A 22,777-nucleotide genomic window follows, 5' to 3' on the forward strand; every position below is an offset into this window, starting at 1 on the left:
GTCCATACTTCGCCATGGCTATGGACGGACGGCAGGGGAAACTCGCCCAATGGCACGTCCGCAGCCCCGGCGGCAGGTGCAACGACGCGGGCGGCGTCGACGGACGACGGGCCGCGACGCGCAGCGCCGTTTCGCAGCCCATCGGGCGTCATTCCCAGGGTCCGCGCATGCCCGATGTCACGAGCCTCGACCGCTTCACGGTGCCGCTGGGCGGCCAGGAGATCGAACTGCAGCAATGGGTCCATGACGCCGGCGGGATGGCGCTCCTGCGGATTCGCGTGCGCGAGCGAACCCGCTTCACGATCTTCGACGTGGACCCCGCGACCGCGCGGCGATGGGGCGAGGCCATGGTGCGCTGGGCGGACAGCCAACAAGGCGCCGTCCCCGCCGATACCCCGGAGGATCGACATGGCCGCGCATGAAGCGGCTCTGCCGGGCGTCGACGTCGTGTTCGGGTTGGAAGGCACGAGCCTGCCGTCCGACCACGCCGAGGCGCTCGCGCGCTCGGTGGAGGAATGGCTGCCGTGGCTGACGCAGGAGCCGGCCGCGGGTATCCACCCGCTGAAGACCGCGCCCACCTCGCAGGGCCTGGTGCTCGTGGCTCGCCGCGCACGCCTCCTGCTTCGAGTGCCCGGACACCGGGCGGAGGCGAGCCTCGCGCTCGCCGGCCGCCGGCTCCCGGTCGGGGCGGGGCTCACCACCGGGCGCGGTGCGGCGCGCGAACTGACGCCGAGTTCGACCCTCTACGCCGCCCGGGTTTCGAGCGATGCGAAAGACGAACGGGCCTTCGAGGACGAGGTCTCCGGTTGGCTCGCGACCTCCGGAGTGCGTTGCAAGTGCATTGCGGGCCGCGCGCGCGCACTCGGGGTCGGCGGGGGCGTGCGCTCCGCGTTCGGCCTGGCGCTGCACGGCCTCGCGCCGGAGGATTCGCTCAGGATCCAGAGCGAAGGCATCGGACCGCACCGTCACCTCGGATGTGGCATCTTCGTGCCGCACAAGGCCATCGCGCTCGGGGACTGAGCGGGCGTGACGATGACCGGCCTGCCGCGAGGCGGCGGCCACGGAAGAGCCCGGCGCGGCCTTGCGCGGCGCCGGGCTGGAGAGACACCATGACCACCCAAGCCGCGAAGCCGAACGACCTCAAGCCGACGATGACGCTGGACATGCGCGGGACCAGTTGTCCCGCGCCGCTCCTCGGCGCGAAACGGCTGATCGACGCGATGCAGACGGGCGAGGTGCTGCTGCTCCTGTCGGACTGTCCCGGCACCCACGACGATCTCTTCGCGTGGTCGCGCCACACCGACAACCACATCGCCCGGACCGAGAAGCTGCCCGATCGCGGACATGGCTACTACATCCGCCGCGGACGCGCCGGGACCCCCGAGGCGAACGCGGTGCTCGACCTGCGTGGCGCGGTCTGCCCGGGGCCCATCGTCGAGGCGAAGAAGCTCCTCAACGGGATGCGCTCGGGCGAGACGCTGAAGCTCGTCAGCAACTGTCCCGGCGTCGTGGCCGACGTGACCGACTGGGCACGGGTGACGGGATTCGAACTGCGGCGCACCGAGGAACTCGGCGCGGGCGAGCATGCGTTCTACCTCCGCAAGCCCTGACGCACCGGCCGCGCCCCCGGGTCGACGCACGGTGCAAGGTCGGCGCCGGATCGCGGAAGCGAAGGATTGACCCGCCTTGGCGATCCGCATCAAGAGCCAGTGGTTCCGCGAGGACGCGACGAAGAACGCGCCCGAGATCGCGGGCGCGGCGGCGTTCATCGTCTGGAGGGTCGCGCAGAACGCGCTCAAGAACATGCGCGCCGCCGGCTACGACCTGCCGCCGGGCCCTGCGTACTTCGCGTTCCTGTCCGAGTTCCTCGCGTTCCTCGTGGCCGCGGCCGACCGCATCGCGTACGGCCACCGCGACGCCCACTGGCGCGAGGCGTTCACGACCGCGACGGCCAACCGCGCGGGCGAGACGCTCGCCGGCAACCAAGCCGATCTGCTCGGCGCGAACGCCGCGGAATGCAAGGCGCGCTTCATCGCGCTCGTCAACGAACGCTTCGCCGACTACGCCGATTGCGGCTTCACCGACGCCGGACCCGACTACGGCTTCATCCGCGGCTTCGGCCATGTCCTCGCGGACACTCTGCCGGAGGCTTCCGACCGCAGCTGGGCCGTCTCGCAGGTGATCGAGGTCGAGGCGCCCGAGGCGGTCGAGATGCTGCAGAAGGCGATGGCGGGGCTCCTCGGCGAGGCGCCGCGCCGAGCGCGCCGGAACACGGGCACGACAGGCGAATAGCCATGCGCCCTGCCACGACGCTCGCCCGCGGAAGCGCCCCGGATCGCGCTCCGGCGCCCTCCCCGTTCCGGCTGGACGACGAATGCGGGTGGCGCGCGTTTCGGGAGCGGAAGCTCGCCCACTACCCGTCCGACATCGCCGACCTCGTGGTCGAGGTCCGCGATCCGCGCGCGCTCACGCCCGGCGAGCGCGACGCGCTGCTCGCTCGCTGCAGCCGCGCCAACATGGCCGTCTACGCCACAGGCGACCGAAGTGCCGACAAGGACCTGCCGCGGCTCCTCGCGGCGCAGTGCGGACTCGTCCATCTGGACCGCAACTGGCTCGCCGACGACGACGGCATCAGCCGGGTGACCGTGGCGGAGGGCGGCGGTCGCGCCCTGTTCATCCCCTACACCAACCGGCCGATCCGCTGGCACACCGACGGCTACTACCATCCGGCGGAGCGCACGATCCGCGCGATGGTGCTCCACTGCGTCGCGCGGGCGGCCGAGGGCGGCGAGAACGCGTTGATGGACCCGGAGATCGCGTTCCTGCTCCTGCACGACGCGGACCCCGCCCACGTGCGCGCGCTCTCGCGTCCCGACGCGATGACGATCCCCGAGCGGCAGGACGAGGACGGCGTCGCGCGGCCCGCGCAGTCGGGGCCGGTGTTCTCGGTCGACGAGCGCACCGGACATCTGCACATGCGCTACACGGCGCGCACGCGCAGCATCAAGTGGCACGCCGATCCCGACGTGCGGGCGGCGGTGGCCGCGCTGGAGCGGTTGCTCGCGACCCCGTCGCCGTTCATTCACCGGATCACGCTCGAGCCCGGCATGGGGCTCCTGTGCAACAACGTGCTGCACGACCGCTCGGGATTCACCGACGATCCGCGGCAGCCGCGCCTCATCTACCGCGCGCGCTACCACGACCGCGTCGCCCCGCTGACCGGCGACGGCATCGGCGGCCACGGAACGAAGCGATGATCCCGCAGGCAGGTCGCGCGACGGACCGGCGGCGCTCGCGCGCCGCGGTGCTCGAAACGGGGCGGCGCGCGCGTCGAAGCGCCGGCGCGAACCCGCGGTATGCTCGCCGTCGAGGGCTCGATCGGCGGAGGCACGATGACGCCTTGGGTGACGTTGTCGCGGGCGGCGCGCCTGATCGGCGTGCCGCGCGGCGTCCTGCAGCGCGAAGTGGCCGACGGACGGCTCGCGTCCAATGATGGCCTGGTCTCGCTGGACGCCCTCGCGCGGCTCTATCCGGACTGGCGCCCGGAAGACTCCGGCGCGTTCGAGCGCACCGCCAAGGTCCGCGAGGAAGCGTTCGGCCGGCGCGTCCAGGAGCGCGTGCTGCCGCCGCAGGAGGTGCTCGCGCAGCGGCTCTTCGCCCAGAGCCGCGAACTCGCGGATGCGCGCGCGCATCTTTCGCGCTACCACGAACTCGTCGTGGCGCTGCGCGAGCGCATCGAGGGTTTCGGCCGCGCGGCGCCGGCCGGCGCGCTCGCCGAACTCGCCGCCGAACTCGACCTCGGCCTCGCGCGCGTGCTCGCGACCGGCCCGGTCGACGCGCTGACCGTCATGGACGACATGCTCAAGATCGTGTCGGCCGAGGTCACGGTGCGGCCGAGCGGCCGCGTGTTCTTCGTCGAGGGCCGCGATTCGCTGCTGCAGGCGGGACTCAAGGCCGGACTCAAGCTCGCCTACGGCTGCGGCAACGGAACCTGCGGCCTGTGCAAGGCGCGCGTGGTGTCGGGTGAAGTCGTGAAGACGATGCCCTTCGACTACCCGCTGTCGGAGGCCGAACGCCTGCAGGGTCACACGCTCCTGTGCGCGCATTCGGCCGCGTCGAGCGAGATCGTGATCGAGACGCTCGAAGCGCAGGGTCCGTCCGAGATCCCGGAGCAGGAGGTCGAGGTCCGCGTGCGATCGGTGGCGCCGCTCGCGCCCGACACGCTGCTGGTCCACGTCCAGACGCCGCGCGGCAGCCGGCTGCGCTTCCTCGCCGGCCAGAGCGCGACGCTCTACGGCGGCGCGGCGGACACGGACGCGCACGCGACCTGGCCGATCGCGAGTTGCCCCTGCGACGATCGCAACCTGCACTTCCACGTGGCGCGCGATGCGCGCGATGCGCTTGCGACGATGTTCTTCGACGGTGCGTTCCGGCCGGGCGACGCGCTGCGGCTGTGGGGGCCGTCCGGCGATTTCGTGCTCGCCGAGGACACCGGGCGGCCGCTCGCGTTCGTCGCCTGCGACACGGGCTACGCCCCGATCAAGAGCCTGATCGAGCATGCGATCGCGGTCGACGCCGCGCCAGCGATGTCGCTCGACTGGCTGGCGACCCGGTCCGACGGGCACTACCACGCGAACCAGTGCCGCGCGTGGGCGGCCGCGTTCGACGCCTTCCGCTACGAAGCGCACCAGGCCGCCGACGCGGCCGAGGGTGCCGAGGCCCTCGCCTCCCGCATGGCCGAAGCGCTCGACCTGCCGAAGCACGACGTCTATGTCGCTGGACCCGTCGCGTTCGTCGACGCGGCCTGCGCGAGACTCGCGAACGCCGGCGTGCCCGCGGCGCGGCTGCGCGCGCTGGTGCTGTGACCACCATGTCGTCGTCTAAGCGCATACCGATCGTGCCCGTGGCGGGCGAGGAATCCGACGACTGTTCCGCCGCCGAACCTTTCGTGCTGATGGTGCTGGGCGACAGCATGGCGCCCGAATTCTCGGAAGGCGAGATCGTGGTCGTCGAGCCGGAGGGACACGCCACCGACGGCTCGTTCGTCGTCGCGCAACTCGCGGACGGATGGACGCTGCGCCAGCTCGCCCGGACCACGGCCGGATGGGAGCTTCGGGCGCTCGACCCGGCCACCCCCGCGGTCGCGATTCCCGACCTCGCGCCGGTGCGGGGCGTCGTGATCCAGAAGAGCCTGCCCGGACGCCGCCGCGCCGCCAAGCGCTACGTCGAGTGATGGCGCGAGATCACAAAGGAGACCGTCCCTTGCCCTACTTCGTCTACCGCATCCATCGCTACGGAGGGCTCGACCGCGTCGATGCGTACGCGTCGTTCAAGGACGCCTCCGTCCGCGCGAAGGCGCTTCGCGTCGACCCCGGCCTCCCGCCCGACATGACCGTCAAGGTCGTGTTCGCCGAGACCGACGCCGACGCCGAGGCGTTGCTCACGCAAGAGCGCGCGCCCAGGCCCGGCCTCGAGGGCGACGAGTAGTCGCAAAGCGGAGCCGGTGCGACGTGGTCGACGAAGCGGCCTACCGGGAAGCGCGACTCGCCACGGTCGAACGACGCTGCATGTTCGAGGCCGCGCTCCTGTCGCGGTGCGCCGGGTGCGCGACCTCGGTGCGCGTCGCGCTGGCCGAGCGCGAGGCGATCGGATGCGCGTCGCCCGCCGCGCATGCGGACTGCACCTCCTTCGCGAGCTTGCTGCGCGAACGCGCGCTCTTCGCGCTGAAGCTTCCCCCTGGCGCGCCGCCGCCGCACGCCGTCGTGACGAAGCTCCAGTGCGGCGGCATCACCGGGCTGCACATGGGCGCAGGCGTCCTCGAGGACGACGTGCGTCGGCTCGTCGCGGGGGCGATCGCGAGGCACGGCTGCCTCTCCGACCTGCCGTGGCCGGACATCGTCGCCGCGGTGGTCCGCTGGCAGGGTCGGCGGCGTCACGCGCCGGAGGGCCGGTGAGCCCGCCGCGCGCCGAACTCGTCGCCGCCGTGCGCCGGAACTGCGCGATCTCCGACGCACGCCACGCACGCGAGATGACGATGTGCACCTACCTGCTCGCGATGCGCGAGCACTTCCGCTGGGAGCGGGGCATGGCGCAGGGTGCGCCGCTCGCCCGCGACGAAGTCGGCGCCTGGCTCACCGCGCGGGAAGCCGAGTGGGAGACGCTCGCGGGCGAGGACTACCGGCCGCTCCCCGTCGGCGGCGAACTCGTCGATCCCTGGGACGCCGACGCGGTGAACCGTACGCTCCTGCCCGAGGGACTCGTCTACGGCGCCGGGATCGGCCGCTTCGGCAAGCCGCAGTTCTTCGTCGCGGCGCTGGAGCGCAACGAGCGGCGCCACGGATCGCGTGTGCTGGTCGCCGGCCGCGAGCATGCGCGCGACCTCGACGCCGCGCCGGCCGCGACGCGGGGGGACACGATCTACGTCCGCCGCGAGTCGCTCGCCCGCGTGCTGTGGGACATGGCCGAGGCCTGGGGCGTGCGGCGTGGCGATGGCGCGCTCAAGTCGGCGCTCGACGCGCACGGCTTCGACGCCGGATCCGCCGCGGCGTTGCAGCGCATGGTCGATGCGGAGACCGAGACGCTCATCCTGCACGAACTGGGCGAGCGCGAGGCCGCGACCTGGCTCGGACCGGCGTGGGAGCGTTCGCTGAGCGAGGCGAAGCGTCGCCGCACCTCGATCGTCATGCGCGCGGCGCGCGACCACCTCGCCGACTGCCTCGTGACCTTGCCGGAACTCGTGCGGCGCGACGCCCGGGCGTCGCTGCACCTGTGGTTCGCCGGCCTCGACGGCATGCGCCGCGAACTCTTTCCGCGCGCGCTCCTCGCCTACCGCGCCTGGCTCGACGGCGACCGGGGCGACGCGCTGCTCGACACGGCCGCGGCCGGAGCGGAGCACTGGCGCCGCGCCTGCGTCCAGGTGGTCGATGCCCTCACCGCCGGTGACGGCGAGCGCTCAGTCGACGACCTCTCGACCTCGGACGCGTTCCGGTTCTAGCCTCGCCCCTCGAGGACCGGGCATCGGCGCTCGACGCGCCGCCACCGGAGACTCCGCCGCCACTGCCAACTGTCAACTGCCAACCGCCCGCTGAACCGCGCTCAGAACCGCCGCTGGTAGCCGATGCCGAGTTCGTACTGCCGCATGCCGATCGTCTCGGTCGTGGTCGGCGGCGCACCGAAGGGCACGAACAGGCTCGTGCCGGTCACCTCCTCGCGCGGCGCGTACATGAACGTGCCGGTGAGTTCGGACACCGCGTCGATCTTCCAGGTCGCGCCGAGCGTCCAGTGGCTCTTCATCACGCCGGGGGCGAGGATGTTGAACGTCACGTCCTGCGGCTGGATCGGGTTGTCCGTGTGGTTGTAGCCGCCGCGCAGCGTCCAGCGGTCGTTCAGCCGGTACTGGACGCCGAACTTCCAGACGTCGACGTCCTGCCAGCCGAAGCCCGCGCCGCCGCTCCCGCCGAGGCAGGCGCCCGCGTCGCCGCCGGCGCAGTTGAGGATCAGCGCGCTGCGGTTGTGCACCGAGTCGACGTCGCTGTACCAGATCCGCTCGAAGTCGAGCGCGATCGTCCAGCGGTCGTCCGGCGTGACGGCGAAGCCGGCGACGAGCGACGACGGGATGTCGAATCCGCCCGACTGCGCGAACAGCCCGCGGTACTTGCCGAACTCGTCCATGTCGACCTTGCTCGCGTACGCGACGCCGATCGACAGGAACTTGTTGATCTGCCCCATGTAGCCGACGCGCACGCCGATGCCCCAACTGTCGTCGGTGCCGCGGTTGGTCACGTTCCCCGGGCTCGTCGACAGCATCGGGTTGTCGAACGCCTGGACGCCCTCGGCCTCGAAGCGCTGGTAGGTGACGACCGGCGCGACGCCGATCGAGTGGCCCGGCGTGAACTGCCAGGACAGGTACGGCGCGATCATCAGTTGCATCAGGTCGACGCCGAGCTTGCCGTTGCCGCACAGCAGGTTGTACGGACCGGGATTCGGGTTGAACGACGCGCAGGCGGAGGCCGCGGGAATCTCGCCGCCGCCGTAGTCGGTGTTCATGCCGCCGTTGCCGAACACGGTGACGCCGAACGCCACGGTCGGGCTGTAGCGCCAGTGGATTCCCATCTCCGGCACGAAGAAATTCTCGCTGCCGCTGGTGCTCTGCCCGTCGATGTTCGCCGGACCCGAGCCGCTGCGCGAGGCGTCGCGCTGCGGGTTGAACCACACGAGGCCCGCCTCCCACATGCTGGAGTCGAGGAACGACATCGCTCCGGGGTTGAGCGCGCCGCCGAACGGTTCCTGCGCCACGGCGACGCCCGAACCACCCATGCCGAGCGATCTCATGCCGTAGCCGTGCGCGAAATAGCCGTCGGTGGCTCGCGCGGGCCCTGACGCGACCGCGAGGCCCGCGAGCGCGAGGCACAACGTCGTCAGTCGGAATCCGTTCATGGTCTCCCCCCGTTCCCGGTGATTGCGGTCCTTCCCTGCATCAGATGAACAGCGTGACGTCCGCCTCGCCGGCGAACTCGAGGAACGTCGCCGCGCCCCCGAGGTCGATGCCGTCGATGAACTCGCTCCGCTCGAACTCGAACAGGTCGATCGTCATCTGGCAGGCGATCAGCGTGACGCCCGACTCGAGGCACAGGTTGCGCAGGTCCTCGAGAGAGGCGACGCCGTGCTTCCTGATCTTCTGCTTCATCATCGCCGTCGCCATGTCCTGCATCCCCGGGATCGCGCTGACGAGCACGGGCATCGGCACCGGCATCGGCATCGCCGGGTTCGCGAGCGGGCTGATCTTGATGCGCTTCAGGCTCTTGCGCAGCAACTGCAGGCCGTAGAAGGTGAAGAAGATCCTGACTTCCCAGCCGAGCGCGGCGGCGGTCGTCGCGAGGATGAACGGCGGATACGCCATGTCGAGCGTGCCCTTGCTCGCGATGATGGCCATCTTCTTCGGGCGGGGCTCGTCCATGTCAGTCCTTCCGCTGGCGGGGAATTCCGGGGCGTCGCGCGCTCGCGCCTGCTACTTCTTCTTCAGGAAGAACACGTACTCCTTCCCCTGTTCGGCCTGCGACACGAGCGGGTTGCCGGTCTGGTTCGAGAACGCCTGCATGTCCTTGACCGAACCCGGGTCGGTCGAGACGACCTTCAACACCTGGCCGGAGGCGAGGTCGTTCAGGGCCTTCTTCGTCTTCAGGATCGGCAGCGGGCAGGACAGGCCGCGGGCGTCCAGTTCCTTGTCGTGGTGCATGGTGGTCACGATCGTGTCTCCTCGTTCGATTCGGCTCGAGCGGCGCCGCCGGGAAGCCCCGAACCGGACCGCGGGTTCTCCGGACATGCCAGGCGCACCTCCGGACCCCGTCAGGATATCGCGCATTAGGCGCGGCTCCGTTCGGGGGGTCTATAACCAAGTCGGGTAAGACCCTGCTACCCGAATGGGGGATGCCGTGGTCAGGAGTCAGGAGTCAGTTGACAGAGGTCAGAAGCGGCGGTGTTTTCGGTGGCGGCGCATCGAGCGCCGTTGGGAGGTTCTCCTGGGGCGGCCAGACGACATGGGCGTCGCTGAACTTGATCTGAATCAAGCATCCGAACGACTCGCGGCGTCAGGTGGCCAAGGACAGGCGCGACGGTGATGTTGCGGGCAGCGCATCGGGTGCCGCTGCGATGCCTGCGAATCCGATTGTTCGCAGCGCGTGACGATGCGCGTCGTGTCGCTGCATGCGCGCGACGCGTGGGTCAACCACGCGGTCTTGCCGTCGCGCGACGGGCCGAGTACGATCGACGCGAGTGCCCCGCTCGAGGTTCACGGCGCGGCGGCATCGCGATGCGCCCGTGCGTCGACCTGCACCGCCTCGTCCGCGCGAGTTTCCAGGAAACCGTCCGCACTTCGAACCTGCGCCATGACCACGAGCAAGATCAGCATCGTCGTCGTGTCCGGAACGCTCGAGCGGTTGCACATGGCGGCGATGATGGCTTCCGTCGGCGCGGTGAGCGGCAACGCCGTCACCGTGTTCCTGTCGATGAACGCGCTGCAGTACTTCCGTCGCGGCGCCTCCGCGCCGGAAGCGGAGGGGTCGTTCGGCCGGCAACTCGCCGGCAAGAACGCACCGGGGTTCAAGAGCCTCTTCCAGAGCGCGGTCGATCTCGGCGACGCGAAGGTCCATCCCTGCTCGATGGCCATGGACGTGCTCGCCATCGAGCGCTCGGAACTCGAGCCCTGGCTCGGGGAACCCCTGGGACTCACCCGCTTCCTCGCCGACGCCGAGGGCGCACAGGTGTGGAGTTTCTGAATGACCGAGAGAGTCGTCATCGACGCGCGCGGCAGCTTCTGTCCGGGCCCGCTCATGGAACTGATCGCCCGGCTGAAGTTCGCCCAGGTGGGCGAGGAATTCGAGGTGCTGTCGACCGACAAGGGGTCGGCGAGCGACATTCCCGAGTGGGTGCGCAAGGTGGGCCACGAACTCATCGACAGCCGGGAGGAAGCAGGCGTCTGGCACATCGCGCTGAAGAAGACGAAATAGAGGAGGAGACGAGATGAAGATCCTGATCGTCGGTGGCGGCATGGGCGGCACGATCCTGGGCAACAACCTGGCGCGGCGGCTCGCCGCCGAGATGCGCGCGGGCAAGGTGCAGCTCACGATGCTCTCGGCGTCGGACAAGCACATGTACCAGCCGGGTCTCCTGTATCTCTGTCTCGGACGCATGACGCCCGACGAGCTCTACCGCGATCAGGCGAGCCTCCTCGAACCGGGCATCGACTTCCAGGTCGATCCGGTGGAGACCTTCGAACTCGACCACAACCGGGTCAAGACCAAGGGAGGCAAGACGCACGTCTACGACATCCTGGTCATCGCCACCGGTTCGCGCGCGGTGCCCGTGATGATTCCCGGCCTCGCCGAACACGCCGAGAATTTCTACACCGAGGCCGCGGCGCTCAAGATGTTCAAGCGGTTGCAGGGTTTCCAGGGCGGCCGCGTGGTGATCGCGGTCGGCGTGCCGCACAAGTGCCCGATGGCCCCGCTCGAAATCGTGTTCATGCTTCACGACTACTTCAAGGATCGCGGGATCCGCGACAAGGTCGAGTTGCACTACACCTACCCGGTCGGGCGCGTGCACAGCCTGGAAAACGTCGCCAAGTGGGCCGCTCCCGAGATGGACCGCCTGGGCATCACCTACGAGACCTTCTTCAACATGAAGGAAGTCGACGGCGCCAAGCAGATCGTGCGGAGCGAGGAAGGCGGCGAGGCGCGCTATGACCTCCTCATCACCGTGCCGGCGCACAAGGGCATGGAGGTGATCGAGGCGAACAAGCTCGGCGCCGGCGGCTTCATCCCGACCGACAAGGCGAAGCTCACGATGGAGGGGCGCAAGAACGTCTACGTGATCGGCGACACGACCAACATACCGATCAGCAAGGCGGGCTCGACCGTGCACTACCAGGCCGAGACGCTCGGCGAGAACATCGCCGCGATCGTGAAGCTCGGCAGCCCGGTGCGCGAGCACGACGGCAAGGTGTTCTGCTTCATCGAGGTGGGCAAGGACCGCGCCACCTACGCGCAGTTCAACTACACCACGCCGCCCGATCCCAAGGCGCCCACCAAGGCGGTGCATTGGTTCAAGATGGCCTACAACAAGCTCTACTGGACCAGCGCCCGCGGGCTTCTGTAGGAGGCAGCCATGGACGACGCCCAGGCAATGGAACTCGAGCGGATCGTCGCCGCGGCGCGCGACTCGCTGACCGACGAGATGGTGGGCCGCCTCTCGGCCACGGCGGCCGAAGGCCTCGATCTCCTCGACAAGGTGAATCGCTCGGGCGTCGCCGGCGCCTTGCCCGCGATCTCGCAGCTCGTCGCCAACGGGGACCTCGAACGGCTCGTGCAGCTCGCGCGCACCTACGGCGCCGCGCAGGACTCGCTGACCGACGAGATGGTGTCTCGCCTCGCCGGCACGGTGGCGGAATCGCTCTCGATGATGGACCGGTTGAATCGCGCGGGGCTCGACCGGCTGGTCGGCTCGATCGAGCGGCTCTCCGACGTGCTCGAGCGCACGCTTCGGGCGCTCGAGACCGCCAACCGGACGATGGCGGGCGAACCCGCCGCCACCGGAGGCTTCGGCGGCGTCTGGGCGCTCATGCGCCAGCCGGAGAACCAGGAGACGCTGCGCTTCCTGCTCGCGTTCGGGCGCGCGTTCCGCAAGGGGTAGGTCGCTTCGCCCCGGCTACGCCACCCGCGACAGGTCCGCTCGGGCGGCCGGGCCGCTGCTGTAGACGTTCAGGTACTTGAGGCAGATCACGCGCAGGCACGAGGCGATGTTCTTGTCGTTCGCGACGAGGCATCCGTCGTGCACCCGCTCGATCAGGCGCGGAAGCGTGAGCCGCGACTCCTTCGCCATGTCGTCCAGCACGTTCCAGAAGGCCCGTTCGAGGCAGATCGTCGTGCTGTGGCCGTGGATCCGGAAGCCGCGCTTCTCGGGGATGAACTCGCTCAGCTGCGACGTCGTGCAGGCGTTGAACATGTGGTCCAGCACGTCGTTGATCTCGGTGTAGATCTTCACCCGCCCTCCCCCCGCGCGTTGGCAACAAATACCACCCCGGACCACGGCGACCCTTCTAGAATCGTCAGCATACTCGAAACGGCGCCCGGGGCACCGGCCGCTCCGGGGGCGAGGAGACGCCATGGAGTTCTTCCGCAAGACGCTCGATCCGGTGTTCGCGCTCGCCGCGATCGCCGTGCTCGACGTCTTCCTGTTCCTGCTGCTCGGCGCGTGGACCGTCGGCGGCGGCGAGACGATGATGACCGGGCTCATGGCCAAGGCGGTCGTCGGCGACGACCTCGAGCGGATCCCGTTCTGGAACATCGTCTTCCCGCCGCGCGCCGACTACTGGAAGATCTACATCAGCCTCGGCATGCTGTTCGGCGCGTTCATCGGCGCGCTGCTCTCGAAGGAGTTCTACCTGCGCATGCCGCGCCGCGCCTCCGAGTGGCTGATGATCACCGTCGGCGGGCTCCTGATGGGCATCGGGATCCGCATGGCGTACATCTGCAACGTGTCGACGTTCTTCGGCCTGCTGCCGGAGATGAACATGGGCGGCTACCTGGCGATCTCGGGGATCCTCGCCGGGGCCTGGGTCGGGTCGCTCGTCTACAAGAAGCTCCTGGAGGGGTGACGTTCATGACACCGGTCGTCGAGTGCCTGGTCGCGTTCGTGTTCGGCTCGGTCGTGGGGCTCCTGATGCAGCGCTCGCGCTTCTGCAACACCGCGGCGCTGCGCGACGCCATCATGTTCAAGACCTACCGCAACACCAAGGCGATGCTGATGGCGATGATGATCCTCACCGTCGCGTTCACCGGCTTCATGAGCCTCGGCGCCGGCCATCCGATGGAATTCGACGTCGGGCTCAACACGTTCGCCGGCCTGTTCCTGTTCGGGATCGGCATGGTGCTCGCCGGCGCCTGCACGGTCTCGACGTGGGTCAAGACCGGCGAGGGCAACCTCGGCGCCCTCTGGGCGCTGGTGTTCACGTTCGTCGGGATGTTCCTGTTCTCGCTCGCCTGGTCGTGGAACTGGTGGCCGCCGGCGCCGCAGACGATGACCGGCCAGCCGAACCTGCCCGCCCTCCAGCTCGGGTTCGCGAACGCGCGCACGCTCCAGGACAAGCTCGGCGTCCCGGCCATCTTCTTCGGGCTGATCCAGTTCGCCGTGCTGCTCGCGATCTACCGGACGATCCTGCGCCGCGAGCGGGCGCAGCAGCAGAAGCACGACGAGCATCAGCGGGAAACCTCGGCGCAGGGCGCCTGACGCCGTCGCGAAGGAGCGAGCCATGGGTCTGTTCGGATCGAAGAGGAAGGTCGAGGAGGCGGTCGCGGGCGGCGAGGCCGTGCTCGGCGACGGCCGCAGGATCGAGGTCGCGCGCCGCGTGGATTGCCGCGGAGACTCCTGCCCGCGCCCGCAGCTGATGACGAAGAAAGCCGTCGGCGAGATCGCGCCGGGCGGCGTGGTCGAGGTGCTCGTCGACAACCCGTCGTCGGTCGAGGCGCTGCCGCCGATGTGCAACGAACTCAACGCGACGCACCTCGAGACGATCAAGGACCCCGCCTGCTGGCGCGTCTACATCCGCAAGGACTGAACGTCGGGACTTCGCGATGATCATCCGCCTGCTCATGCGCTTGTTCGTCGCCGCGTCGGCGATCGCCGTCGTCGCGGGCCTCGCGTACGTCTACGTGAAGCCGCCGGAAGGCATGCGCGTGTCGCGCGAAGGCGTGCCGCTGCTGTCGCCGCCCGTGGCCCACCCGGGCACCGGCGAGGCGATCGCGCTCGAACGGCTGGTGCAGCACTTCAAGGGAGGGGGCCGATGATGGACCTGCAGACGATCGCGTACCTCGTGCTGTTCTTCGTGGCGTTCGGCGCGATGGCGCTCGCGTTCTTCAGCGACTCGCTGTGACGCCATGAATCGCGAGAGCCTCGTCTTCTGCATCGGCGCGCTCGTCGTCGCGCTGGGCGTCTGCGCGTTGGGGTTCCGCTGGGCCGCGCTTCCGCCCGCCGCCCTCGAAGCCACCCGGCACCCGGCGCCCGCGGAGACGCTGCCCGACGTCGAACTGGGCGGCGGGTTCGGACGCGTGTCGGTCATCGACCTCGTCGGGTACTACCTCGAGCATCCCCCCGCCCCGGCCGGCGACTCGGCGGGAGGCGCCCCTCCGGCGGCGAAGCGCTTCGGAGGATGCTGATCGTGCGGCTGGCGCCGTTCCTCATCATGTTCCTCGTCTCCACGGTCGCGATCGCGGCGAGCGGCGATTTCTCCTACGTGCGTGCCGTCCCGGCGGACGTCGGGATCGTGATCGCGGACACGCGCGCGGCGGACGCATGCCGCGCGAAGAGCCTCGAAGGCGCGCGCTGCCTGCCGTCCGCCGACTTCATCGCGCCGCAGTCCCGCCTGCCGGACGAGCGCAACCTGCTCTGGCTCCTCGGCACCGCGGGACTCACCGGCGACGAGCACGTACTGGTGGTCGGCGACGACGCCGTCGCGCGGGACTTCGTCGCGGGCATCCTCCATGTCGCAGGCCAGCGCGACGTGCGCGTGCTCACGGAGCCGGTGTCGCGACTGATCGCGTCGGGCGCGAACGCGGCCCCCGGACGCGGGCGTGCCTCGATTCGCGAAGCCGTGTACACGGCTCCGATGCGCGACGGCCTCGTGGTCCTGCGGCGCGAACTCGTCGCGATGCGACCCTGGCCCGTGGTGCTCGACGGCCGCAGCGACCGCGAATACCGGGGCGAGAGCGCCCGCGCCGTGCGCACCGGCCACCTTCCCGGCGCGATCAGCCTGCCGGCGGCCCGGCTTCGAGCTGCGCTCGATCCCGCATCCGCGCGCCCGTTGCTGCCGGAGTCGTCCGGCGCTGCGCCGATCGCCTACGCGCACGACGCCTACGAAGGCCTCGCGTACCTGACCCTGCTCGTGGCGGGACACGGTGTCCGCGCCCGGCTCTACGCCGAAGGCTGGTCCGCGTGGGCCACCGATGGATCGCTTCCCGCGGACGCGGTCGGATACCGGGAGAGCGCGCGGGACCGCGCGGGGACCTCCGCCGGCATCGAACCCGCGATCGGGACCAGCGATACGCGCCGCCTCGAGATCGCGCTCGTCATCGGGCTGGCGTTGACCCTCGCGGCGTTCGCCCTGGGACGCCGGTCCGGCCGAAGGAGACACGCGTGATCGACATCCTGTTCCACGTGGCGACCGAAGGCGGTGCGCGGCTGCTTGCGCCGCTCGCGCGCGCATGCCGGCGCGGCGGGCACCCGTTCGCCGCGTTCTTCACGCACGAGGGCGTGCGCGGACTCGCCGACCCGGATCTCCGCGCAGGTCTCGGCGACGCCCGCGCGGTGGTGTGCGAGGAGTCCTGGCACCGCTTCCGCGGCGGCGAGCCCTGCCCGGTCGAACTCGGGAGCCAGACGGTCAACAGCGCGCTCGCGGGCGAGTCGCGCCGCGTGGTGAGCCTGTGAGCGGGCGCGCGCTCCTGGTGCTCGCGCGCCGCAACCACGCCGAAGCCATGCGCGTTGCGGCAGGACTCACCATCCTCGGTCATTCGGTCGGCCTCGTGATCATGGACCGGCCGGTCGACGAAACCGCGGAGAACGCGGCCGGCGCCGAACTCCTCGAACTGACCGGCATCGAGCCCGAGACCACCGTCGCCGCCATGGCGGACGACCTGCCGCTCCTCGACGCGAATGCTCTCGCACGACGGCTCGAGAGCGCCGACGCGGTCTTCAGCCTGTGAAGATCCTCGAACTCGACACCGGTCTGTTCCCGGACGCCCAGACCGTGGCCGCTGCCCTGCGGCACCTCGGGTCCACGCACGACGTGGTCACGATCGACCTTCGGCGTCCGGACCTGCAGGACCCGGATTGGGACCGCGTCGTCGCGGCGATCCTGGCGTCGGACCTCACGATCTCCCTTTGACACGAGGAGCGAAGCGATGAAGACACGATGGGCGACAGGATGGATCACGGTGGTAGCCGGGCTCGTCGTCGCGATGATGACGATCGCCCGGCCGGCGGCCGCCGCCGACCCGCTGGTGAACGTGGACTGGGTGAAGGCGAACCTCGGCAAGCCCGGGATCGTGTTCATCGACTTCGCGCCGCCCGCGGACTTCCTCCGCGGCCACATCCCCGGCGCGGTCAACAGCAACTACGCGAAGGACGGCTGGCGCGAGGAGCGCGCGAGCGACAAGGTGCCCGACATGCTGCCCGCGAAACTCGAGCCGCTGGGCGAGATGATCGGCAAGCTCGGCATCGACAACGCCACGCACGTCGTGCTGGTGCCGGCAGGCATGTCCTCGACCGACATGGGCGTCGGCACGCGCGTCTACTGGACCTTCAAGGTGCTCGGCCACGACAACGTGTCGCTGCTCGACGGCGGCATGGCGGCGTGGACCAAGGACAAGAAGAATCCGCTGCAGACGGGCGCCGCGAAGATCGAGCCCAAGACGTTCAAGATCGCCGTCCGCAAGGACATGATCGTCACGATGGACGACGTGAAGAAGGCGAAGGCGGCCGGCGTTCTCCTCGTCGACAACCGGCCGGAGGACCAGTTCGCCGGCATCAACCGCCATCCGAAGGCGACCGAGAGCGGGACGATCGAGGGCGCGAAGAACCTGCCCAACGGGTGGCTCACCGTCAACGGCGGCGGCGAGTTCCGCAACAAGTCGCAGCTCGATCAGCTCTACAAGGTCGCGAGCGTGCCCACGAGCGGCGACCAGATCAACTTCTGCAACACCGGGCACTGGGCGTCGGTCGGCTGGTTCGTGTCGAGCGAACTCATCGGCAACAAGAAGGCGAAGATGTACGACGGGTCGATGGTCGAGTGGACGATGCTGAAGGGCGGCCCGGTCGAACAGAGGGTGAAGCTGCAATAGCCGGTGCGCGCGCGTCTCGTCCTCGCGTTCGCGGCCTGGGTGGCGTGGGTCCCCCAGGCCGCGGCGCAGGGCGAGCACGAGCGGCGGCTCGCCGCCGAATTGACGATCCTCGCGGGCGATGTGCGCCTGCTCGACGAGGCGGCATTGCCGCCGCTGCGGATGGCGGGACTGCGCGAGCGGATCGCGGGGGCGCTCTCCTCGCTCCCGCTCCTGCTGCGCCGGGCCGGCGGCGACCCTGGGACCGTGCCGGTACTGCGCGACGGTTGGGCACGAAGCGACTGGCGCGCGCTTCGCGCCGCGCTCGCTGTCCTGCGCGAACGCCACCCGTTCGACGCGGGCGCTCTCCTGCCGACCCGTCCCACGCCCGCGCAGCGCGCCGTCGGCGCGGCGATCCACCGCGAGGTCTGCGCGGGCTGCCACGACGCCCCCGCAGCCGACACGAAGCTGCCGGCGCTCGACCTCCGCGCGCAGGCGAAGCGGATGCCGCGCGAGGAGTTCGCCGCGCGATTGCTCCTCGGCGTGCGCGGCGATCGCAGCACCGCGTACCGCAATCCGTTCAGCGATCTCGAACTCGCGGCGCTCGTCGCGTGGTACGAGGACGCACGCCCGGGAGACGCGGCGAAGAAGTGACGCAGGGCCGACGCGCCGGCTGATCCATCGGGCGGTCGATGCGCGACCGCGCGGCGACGCCCGGGGTGCGCGCTACCCGAGGCACTCCGGCGGGCAGCCGCGCTCCCAGAGCGCGGCCGGGCGCCTTGCGCGGTCGCGGAACTCCGGCGCATCGGGCGCGGGCCGGACGTCGCCCCACCACAGGTGCGAGCAGCCGGAGCGCCAGGCCATCTCGTCGGCGATCGTCGTGCCATGCGACACGCACGCCGCGTCGAGCGCCGCGAAGGCGCGGCGTACCGCCGCGTCGGCCGCCGCGTCCTTCGCGTGCAGCCAGTCGTAGCACGCGCCCGAGAGCGCCTCCATCTGCGCGACGAACGGATAGTTGCCGTGCGTACGCCCCCAGGCGTCGAGCCACTCGTCGGTGACGAGGCGCACCGATCGCTCCCTCGCCTCGCCCATCGATTTCGCCGTCGTCATCATCATGTGACGCATCAGTTCGGCGCGCGCGTGCGTGGCGCGGGCGAGCAGCGATGCGTCGCGCGCGGCGGCGATGTGCGCGCCGGCCTCGCGCGCGAGTTCGGACGTGCAGTCGGTCATTGCAGGGTTCCCGCGGGCATCTGGCCCATCATGACGAGGTGCGCGAGATCGTCGGCGCTCATGCCTCCGGTGGGTCGGTCGGCCACCTTGCGGCCGCCCTTCAGCACCGCCACGCGCGTGGCGACGTCGACGACTTCGGCCATGTTGTGGCTGATGAGGATCACGGTGGTTCCGCCGCGGTTCAGCTCGCGGATGAGATCGAGCACCTGCCGGCTCTCCGCGACCCCGAGCGCTGCCGTGGGCTCGTCCATGATCACGAGGCGCGCGCTCCAGCGCAGCGCGCGGGCGATGGCGACCGCCTGGCGCTGGCCGCCGGAGAGCGTGTCGACCGCCCGGTCGGTGTCGTCGATGGCCACATTGAGGCGCGCGAGATAGCCGCGCGCGTCCTCGCGCATCCGCCGCTTGTCGAGGAGCGGCAGCCCTGCCACCCTTCGCGTCAGTTCGGCGCCGATGAACAGGTTCTGCCAGATCGGAAGCCGCGGGGCGAGCGCGAGGTCCTGATAGATCGTCGCCACGCCGGCGGCGAGCGCGGCCTGCGGCGACGTGAAGCGGACTTCGGCGCCTTCGAGCTCGATGACGCCCTCGTCTTGCGCGTGCGCCCCCGAGACCACGCGGATGAGGCTCGACTTGCCGGCGCCGTTGTCGCCGCAGATCGCGAGCACCTCGCCGCGCAGGACGTCGAGATCGACGCCGCGCAGCGCCTCGACCGCGCCGTAGCGCTTGCGGATGCCCCGGAGCCGGATCAGGACATCGGCGGCGGCGACGCCGCTTCGATGCGCGCTCGCCGCTCCCGGCGCGGGCGGCGGCACTGCGGCGGCGTGCACGTGCGGCCCTTGCCTACTTCGCGAGGAACTTGTCGACGTTGGAGGCGTCGACCAGCACCGAATCGACCCACAGGTAGGGGCCGCCCACGACCTTCTCCTTCGGGATCTTCTGCACGACGATCCGGTTGAGCGCATCGACCGCCTGCGCGCCCATGGACTCGAACGGAATCGCCACCGTCGCGGTGAACAGGCTGTCCGGATCCTTGATGCGCCGGTACGACTCCTGTCCGCCGTCGACGCTCACCATCACCACGTCGCCCTTCTTGTAGCCCTGCGCGCGCAGGAGGTCGTCGATGATCCACGCCTGGCCGTCCCACGACGCCCACACGCCCTGGAACTTGCCCTTGTTCTGCAGGATGAGCGCCTGCATGCCGTTGCGCACGTCGTCGCGCCAGCTCGCGGTGCGCGCCATCGAGTGGCTGCCGAGCACCTTGACCGCCGGGTTCTCGGACAGGACGACGTCGAGTTCCTTGCCGCGGATGCGCGAGGCGACGTTCTGCTCGAAGCGCGCGGTGAGGATCTCGCCGCGGTAGTTCATCTTCGACAGCATGTACAGCGTCGCCTGCGCGCCGTTCACGTAGTCGTTGACCTGGATGTCGAACAGCGAATGCGGGCTCGTGCCCGAGACCACGGTGACGAGCGGGATGCCGGCCTTCTTCACCGCCGCGAACTGCGCGTCGGCCTCGACCGGCTTGCCCATGCACAGGATGAGGCCGTCGACCTTCGCCTGGATCATCGCCTCGATCTGCTCCGCGTGCTTCGGGAGGCTTCCCTCGGAATTCAGCTGCTGCACGGTCCAGCCGAGCTTCTTCGCCTCCGCCGCAGCGGAATTGGAGCAGCGCGCGTGCGTCTCGGCCGACATCTGGAACGCGATGATGCCGAGCTTGAAGGCGTTCGCGGACGAGGCCGCGGCGAGCGCGAACAATGCGACGATCGACATGCGCAACATGGTGCGGTCTCCTTGCCTAGATTCCGAATGCGGCTTTCTTGAGCGCCGCCGCCGACAGCGCCACCGAACCCACGATGATAAAGCCGAGCGCGATGTCCTGCACGTAGTACGGCGCGCCCATCAGCACGAGCCCGTTGCCGAGCATGCCGATGGTCGCGGCGCCCGTGAGCGTGCCCGGCACGTTGCAGCGGCCGGGCTCGAACATGGTCATGCCGAGGAGCACCGCGGCGATCGAGGTCAGGAGGTAGTCCTTGCCCATGTCCGGCGCCGCCGAGTTGAGCGTGGCGGCGAGCAGCACGCCGACGAGGCCCGCGCACGCCCCGGAGAACCCGAGCGCGAGCACCTTCATCCGTCGCACCTTGACCCCGGCGAGACGCGCGGCCTCGTCGGCCTCGCCGGTGAACACGAGGTGCAGGCCGAGCCGCGTCTGCTTTTGCACGACGACGACGAAGAGCGCCACCGCGGCCAGCCACAGGATGAGCGCGGGGATGCCCGCCACGCTCCCGCGCCCCAGCGCGAGGAACGCGGGATCCCAGCGCCCCACGAAGGCGACGCCTCCGGTGATCGCGAAACCCAGTCCGGTGGCCACCGACGCCATGGCGAGCGTCGCGATCAGCGACGGGATGCGCATCGCGGTGACGAGGAACCCGTTCACGAGTCCGGCGCAAAGGCCCACGGCGAGCGCGGCGAGCACCGCGAGGGCGGGCGCGACCTGATGGAAGACGAGGCCGCCCGCCACCACCGCGCACAGGCTGCACACCGCGGCGAACGACAGGTCGAGTTCGGCGGCCGTGAACGCGATCGAGAACCCGATCGCGAGGATCGCGAGGAAGCTCACGTGCTTGCCCACGTTCAGCAGGTTCACCGGGTCGAGGAAGTTCGGCGCCGCGATCGAGAAGAACGCGAAGAGCGCGAGCGCCGCGAACGCGGTACCCCAGGTGGCGAGGACGTGGCGAAAGCTCATGCCGGAGCGCTCGCGGCAAGCGCGAGCGCCGCCTGCCGGATCCGCCGGTAGCGGGCGAAGCGCGCCGTGTGCGCGTCGTGGCGCGCGCGCCGCGGCTCGAAGCGACGCAGGCGCGTGACCATCGCCGACGCGGCGCCGGCAATGTCCGCGGCGAGGCCGAGGCCGACCGCGGCCGCGACCGCCGCACCGACGAGGCCCGTCTCCGGCTCGGCGGAGCGCAGCACCGGCAATCCGGTGACGTCCGCCTTGATACGGCACCAGGCATCGGATCGGGCGCCCCCGCCCGCCACGCGCAGCTCTCGCGCCCGCGTCCCGCTGCCTTCCTGTGCGACATCGAGCACGTCACGCACCGCCAGCGCCACGCCTTCGAGCACGCTCCACAGGAAATCGTCCGGCGCGCTCCCCCGTCCGATGCCGTGGAACGCGCCGCGCACTTCGCTGTTCCACACCGGCGCGCGCTCGCCCGCGAGATAGGGCAGGAACACCGGCGCATCCGCGCGGAGCGGACCGCGTCCGACGCGCGCGAGCGCGACCTCGAAGGACCCGCGGACGCGAAACGCCGCGTGGCACCAGAGGGCGCAGTCCGCCCCCGCCTGCGTCGGCCCGCCGACCTGGTGCGCGCCTTCGGTCCACGGCAGCGACACGAGGCCGGGGGCCCTCGCCGGTCGCGCGGTGAGAAGTCCGATCGCCTCCGAGGTCCCCGCGATGTCGTACGCGTCGCCGGGCAACACGGCACCCGCGCCCACTGCCGAGGCCCAGGTGTCCATCGCTCCCGCGAAGACCGGAACCTCGCGAAGCTCGGGCGTCACGTCGTCGCGCACCGGTCCGACGCATTGCCACGGCGCGAGTCCGGTCACGAACCTGCCGGTCAGCCTGCCGGCCAGGAACTCGCGCGGCTCGACGACCAGGTCGATGCGCTCGTGGCGCGCGGGCTGGTGGCGTTCGATCCATGCGAGGCGCGCCTCCGCATCGAATGCGGTCGTCCCGGGCAATTCGCGCGCGATCGCCGCGGCCCGCGCATCTCGAAACGCGATCGCCGGTCCCAACGGACGCCGCCGCCGGTCGAGCAGCACCTGCGTGCGCGTGAGTCCGCAGACACACACCGCGACCACCCGACCGCGTCGGGGCAATCCGCGCAGTGCTGCCGCGGAGGTCCGGCGCAGCGCGCTCCACCAGTGCTCGGGGTCGATCTCCGCGAAGCCGCGGCGCGGTTCACGAATGGACAGCGGGACCGCCGACGCCGCGCGCACGCGTCCGTGCATGTCCACGAGTCCCGCGCGCAGCGAACCGGCTCCGACGTCGACGGCGAGGACGAACGGGGTGGGCACCGGGCGATTATAGTGGGGTCGGAGCCGCGATTCGCGCGACACGATGCGCTGGTCGAATCGCGTCTCCGACCCGGTTTCGGTGCAATGCGCGAACCACCCCCGTCAGCACGGCGCTTCGC

At 70.4% G+C, this 22,777-nt stretch carries 34 protein-coding genes; 25 read left to right on the forward strand and 9 right to left on the reverse strand.

Annotated features, from left to right (window positions below):
• The first annotated feature begins 167 nt into the window (after positions 1-167).
• The 10 genes from HS109_18185 to HS109_18230 all read left to right on the forward strand — a co-directional run bounded on the left by HS109_18185 (position 168) and on the right by HS109_18230 (position 6,994).
• On the forward strand, positions 168-422 hold the full coding sequence (locus HS109_18185) for a hypothetical protein (GenBank protein MBE7524295.1): 255 nt from the start codon (positions 168-170) through the stop codon (positions 420-422).
• The gene (cas6, locus tag HS109_18190) at positions 409-1,020 is read left to right on the forward strand and encodes a type I-MYXAN CRISPR-associated protein Cas6/Cmx6 (GenBank protein MBE7524296.1); all 612 of its coding nucleotides are present in this window, start codon (positions 409-411) and stop codon (positions 1,018-1,020) included. The genes HS109_18185 and cas6 overlap by 14 nt, the downstream gene beginning before the upstream one ends.
• A gap of 89 nt (positions 1,021-1,109) precedes the next feature.
• Positions 1,110-1,610 carry a sulfurtransferase TusA family protein gene (locus HS109_18195; GenBank protein MBE7524297.1) on the forward strand — a complete coding sequence of 167 codons (501 nt, stop codon included), beginning with the start codon at positions 1,110-1,112 and terminating at the stop codon, positions 1,608-1,610.
• A gap of 76 nt (positions 1,611-1,686) precedes the next feature.
• Positions 1,687-2,292: a hypothetical protein gene (locus tag HS109_18200; protein MBE7524298.1), complete on the forward strand. Its 606-nt coding sequence runs from the start codon at positions 1,687-1,689 to the stop codon at positions 2,290-2,292.
• A gap of 2 nt (positions 2,293-2,294) precedes the next feature.
• The gene (locus tag HS109_18205) at positions 2,295-3,257 is read left to right on the forward strand and encodes a TauD/TfdA family dioxygenase (protein MBE7524299.1); all 963 of its coding nucleotides are present in this window, start codon (positions 2,295-2,297) and stop codon (positions 3,255-3,257) included.
• A 99-nt stretch (positions 3,258-3,356) separates the two neighbouring features.
• Complete coding sequence (locus tag HS109_18210) at positions 3,357-4,865, forward strand: 2Fe-2S iron-sulfur cluster binding domain-containing protein (protein ID MBE7524300.1); 1,509 nt, start codon at positions 3,357-3,359, stop codon at positions 4,863-4,865.
• 5 nt (positions 4,866-4,870) lie between these two features.
• Positions 4,871-5,233: a S24 family peptidase gene (locus HS109_18215; GenBank protein MBE7524301.1), complete on the forward strand. Its 363-nt coding sequence runs from the start codon at positions 4,871-4,873 to the stop codon at positions 5,231-5,233.
• A 29-nt stretch (positions 5,234-5,262) separates the two neighbouring features.
• Positions 5,263-5,487 carry a hypothetical protein gene (locus HS109_18220; GenBank protein ID MBE7524302.1) on the forward strand — a complete coding sequence of 75 codons (225 nt, stop codon included), beginning with the start codon at positions 5,263-5,265 and terminating at the stop codon, positions 5,485-5,487.
• A gap of 23 nt (positions 5,488-5,510) precedes the next feature.
• Complete coding sequence (locus tag HS109_18225; GenBank protein MBE7524303.1) at positions 5,511-5,954, forward strand: hypothetical protein; 444 nt, start codon at positions 5,511-5,513, stop codon at positions 5,952-5,954.
• Positions 5,951-6,994 carry a hypothetical protein gene (locus HS109_18230; protein MBE7524304.1) on the forward strand — a complete coding sequence of 348 codons (1,044 nt, stop codon included), beginning with the start codon at positions 5,951-5,953 and terminating at the stop codon, positions 6,992-6,994. The genes HS109_18225 and HS109_18230 overlap by 4 nt, the downstream gene beginning before the upstream one ends.
• Before the next feature lie 101 nt (positions 6,995-7,095).
• Here HS109_18230 and HS109_18235 read toward each other — a convergent pair whose 3' ends face one another.
• The 3 genes from HS109_18235 to HS109_18245 are packed head-to-tail and all read right to left on the reverse strand — an operon-like array spanning position 7,096 to position 9,235.
• Positions 7,096-8,436 carry an outer membrane protein transport protein gene (locus HS109_18235; GenBank protein MBE7524305.1) on the reverse strand — a complete coding sequence of 447 codons (1,341 nt, stop codon included), beginning with the start codon at positions 8,434-8,436 and terminating at the stop codon, positions 7,096-7,098.
• A gap of 40 nt (positions 8,437-8,476) precedes the next feature.
• Positions 8,477-8,956 carry a DsrE/DsrF/DrsH-like family protein gene (locus HS109_18240; GenBank protein MBE7524306.1) on the reverse strand — a complete coding sequence of 160 codons (480 nt, stop codon included), beginning with the start codon at positions 8,954-8,956 and terminating at the stop codon, positions 8,477-8,479.
• 51 nt (positions 8,957-9,007) lie between these two features.
• Positions 9,008-9,235 carry a sulfurtransferase TusA family protein gene (locus tag HS109_18245; protein MBE7524307.1) on the reverse strand — a complete coding sequence of 76 codons (228 nt, stop codon included), beginning with the start codon at positions 9,233-9,235 and terminating at the stop codon, positions 9,008-9,010.
• A gap of 649 nt (positions 9,236-9,884) precedes the next feature.
• On the opposite strand from HS109_18245, the gene HS109_18250 reads away from it, so the two are divergent.
• Genes HS109_18250 through HS109_18265 form a run of 4 tightly spaced genes read left to right on the forward strand, consistent with a single transcriptional unit; the run spans position 9,885 to position 12,186 of the window.
• Complete coding sequence (locus tag HS109_18250) at positions 9,885-10,274, forward strand: DsrE family protein (GenBank protein MBE7524308.1); 390 nt, start codon at positions 9,885-9,887, stop codon at positions 10,272-10,274.
• Complete coding sequence (locus HS109_18255; protein ID MBE7524309.1) at positions 10,275-10,505, forward strand: sulfurtransferase TusA family protein; 231 nt, start codon at positions 10,275-10,277, stop codon at positions 10,503-10,505.
• Between the two features lie 13 nt (positions 10,506-10,518).
• The gene (locus HS109_18260; GenBank protein ID MBE7524310.1) at positions 10,519-11,652 is read left to right on the forward strand and encodes an NAD(P)/FAD-dependent oxidoreductase; all 1,134 of its coding nucleotides are present in this window, start codon (positions 10,519-10,521) and stop codon (positions 11,650-11,652) included.
• Positions 11,653-11,661: 9 nt separating this feature from the next.
• Positions 11,662-12,186 (forward strand): DUF1641 domain-containing protein, encoded by a 525-nt coding sequence (locus HS109_18265; protein MBE7524311.1) that lies wholly within the window; start codon positions 11,662-11,664, stop codon positions 12,184-12,186.
• A gap of 15 nt (positions 12,187-12,201) precedes the next feature.
• Here HS109_18265 and HS109_18270 read toward each other — a convergent pair whose 3' ends face one another.
• The gene (locus HS109_18270) at positions 12,202-12,537 is read right to left on the reverse strand and encodes a ribbon-helix-helix domain-containing protein (protein MBE7524312.1); all 336 of its coding nucleotides are present in this window, start codon (positions 12,535-12,537) and stop codon (positions 12,202-12,204) included.
• Positions 12,538-12,658: 121 nt separating this feature from the next.
• Here HS109_18270 and HS109_18275 point away from each other — a divergent pair, with 121 nt between their 5' ends.
• From HS109_18275 to HS109_18325, 11 genes are all read left to right on the forward strand, one after another.
• Entirely contained in the window at positions 12,659-13,150 is a 492-nt protein-coding gene (locus HS109_18275; GenBank protein MBE7524313.1) for a YeeE/YedE family protein, read from the forward strand.
• Entirely contained in the window at positions 13,147-13,782 is a 636-nt protein-coding gene (locus HS109_18280) for a YeeE/YedE family protein (protein ID MBE7524314.1), read from the forward strand. The genes HS109_18275 and HS109_18280 overlap by 4 nt, the downstream gene beginning before the upstream one ends.
• A 22-nt stretch (positions 13,783-13,804) precedes the next feature.
• Positions 13,805-14,110, forward strand: a complete 306-nt coding sequence (locus HS109_18285; GenBank protein MBE7524315.1) for a sulfurtransferase TusA family protein — start codon at positions 13,805-13,807, stop codon at positions 14,108-14,110.
• Positions 14,111-14,126: 16 nt separating this feature from the next.
• Positions 14,127-14,339, forward strand: coding sequence for a hypothetical protein (locus HS109_18290; protein ID MBE7524316.1), 213 nt, complete (start codon positions 14,127-14,129; stop codon positions 14,337-14,339).
• Positions 14,340-14,429: 90 nt separating this feature from the next.
• Positions 14,430-14,708, forward strand: a complete 279-nt coding sequence (locus HS109_18295) for a hypothetical protein (protein MBE7524317.1) — start codon at positions 14,430-14,432, stop codon at positions 14,706-14,708.
• Positions 14,702-15,688, forward strand: coding sequence for a hypothetical protein (locus HS109_18300; protein MBE7524318.1), 987 nt, complete (start codon positions 14,702-14,704; stop codon positions 15,686-15,688). The genes HS109_18295 and HS109_18300 overlap by 7 nt, the downstream gene beginning before the upstream one ends.
• Positions 15,685-15,975 carry a hypothetical protein gene (locus HS109_18305; protein ID MBE7524319.1) on the forward strand — a complete coding sequence of 97 codons (291 nt, stop codon included), beginning with the start codon at positions 15,685-15,687 and terminating at the stop codon, positions 15,973-15,975. The genes HS109_18300 and HS109_18305 overlap by 4 nt, the downstream gene beginning before the upstream one ends.
• Positions 15,972-16,250 (forward strand): hypothetical protein, encoded by a 279-nt coding sequence (locus HS109_18310; protein ID MBE7524320.1) that lies wholly within the window; start codon positions 15,972-15,974, stop codon positions 16,248-16,250. The genes HS109_18305 and HS109_18310 overlap by 4 nt, the downstream gene beginning before the upstream one ends.
• On the forward strand, positions 16,247-16,432 hold the full coding sequence (locus tag HS109_18315) for a hypothetical protein (GenBank protein MBE7524321.1): 186 nt from the start codon (positions 16,247-16,249) through the stop codon (positions 16,430-16,432). The genes HS109_18310 and HS109_18315 overlap by 4 nt, the downstream gene beginning before the upstream one ends.
• A gap of 16 nt (positions 16,433-16,448) precedes the next feature.
• Positions 16,449-17,387 (forward strand): sulfurtransferase, encoded by a 939-nt coding sequence (locus tag HS109_18320; protein MBE7524322.1) that lies wholly within the window; start codon positions 16,449-16,451, stop codon positions 17,385-17,387.
• A gap of 3 nt (positions 17,388-17,390) precedes the next feature.
• Positions 17,391-18,017, forward strand: coding sequence for a hypothetical protein (locus HS109_18325; GenBank protein MBE7524323.1), 627 nt, complete (start codon positions 17,391-17,393; stop codon positions 18,015-18,017).
• 72 nt (positions 18,018-18,089) lie between these two features.
• Here HS109_18325 and HS109_18330 read toward each other — a convergent pair whose 3' ends face one another.
• From HS109_18330 to HS109_18350, 5 genes are read right to left on the reverse strand one after another with little or no spacing between them, the layout of a single operon-like run.
• A complete protein-coding gene (locus HS109_18330) occupies positions 18,090-18,593 on the reverse strand; it encodes a hypothetical protein (GenBank protein MBE7524324.1) in 504 nt (167 codons plus the stop codon).
• Positions 18,590-19,417, reverse strand: a complete 828-nt coding sequence (locus HS109_18335; protein MBE7524325.1) for a sugar ABC transporter ATP-binding protein — start codon at positions 19,415-19,417, stop codon at positions 18,590-18,592. Before HS109_18335 ends, HS109_18330 begins: the two co-directional genes overlap by 4 nt.
• A gap of 13 nt (positions 19,418-19,430) precedes the next feature.
• Complete coding sequence (locus HS109_18340; protein ID MBE7524326.1) at positions 19,431-20,366, reverse strand: sugar ABC transporter substrate-binding protein; 936 nt, start codon at positions 20,364-20,366, stop codon at positions 19,431-19,433.
• A 16-nt stretch (positions 20,367-20,382) separates the two neighbouring features.
• Positions 20,383-21,330, reverse strand: a complete 948-nt coding sequence (locus HS109_18345; protein MBE7524327.1) for an ABC transporter permease — start codon at positions 21,328-21,330, stop codon at positions 20,383-20,385.
• A complete protein-coding gene (locus HS109_18350; protein MBE7524328.1) occupies positions 21,327-22,658 on the reverse strand; it encodes a hypothetical protein in 1,332 nt (443 codons plus the stop codon). The genes HS109_18345 and HS109_18350 overlap by 4 nt, the downstream gene beginning before the upstream one ends.
• Positions 22,659-22,777: the final 119 nt, after the last annotated feature.

The sequence above is a fragment of the Burkholderiales bacterium genome (assembly GCA_015075645.1).
GTDB lineage: Bacteria > Pseudomonadota > Gammaproteobacteria > Burkholderiales > Casimicrobiaceae > VBCG01.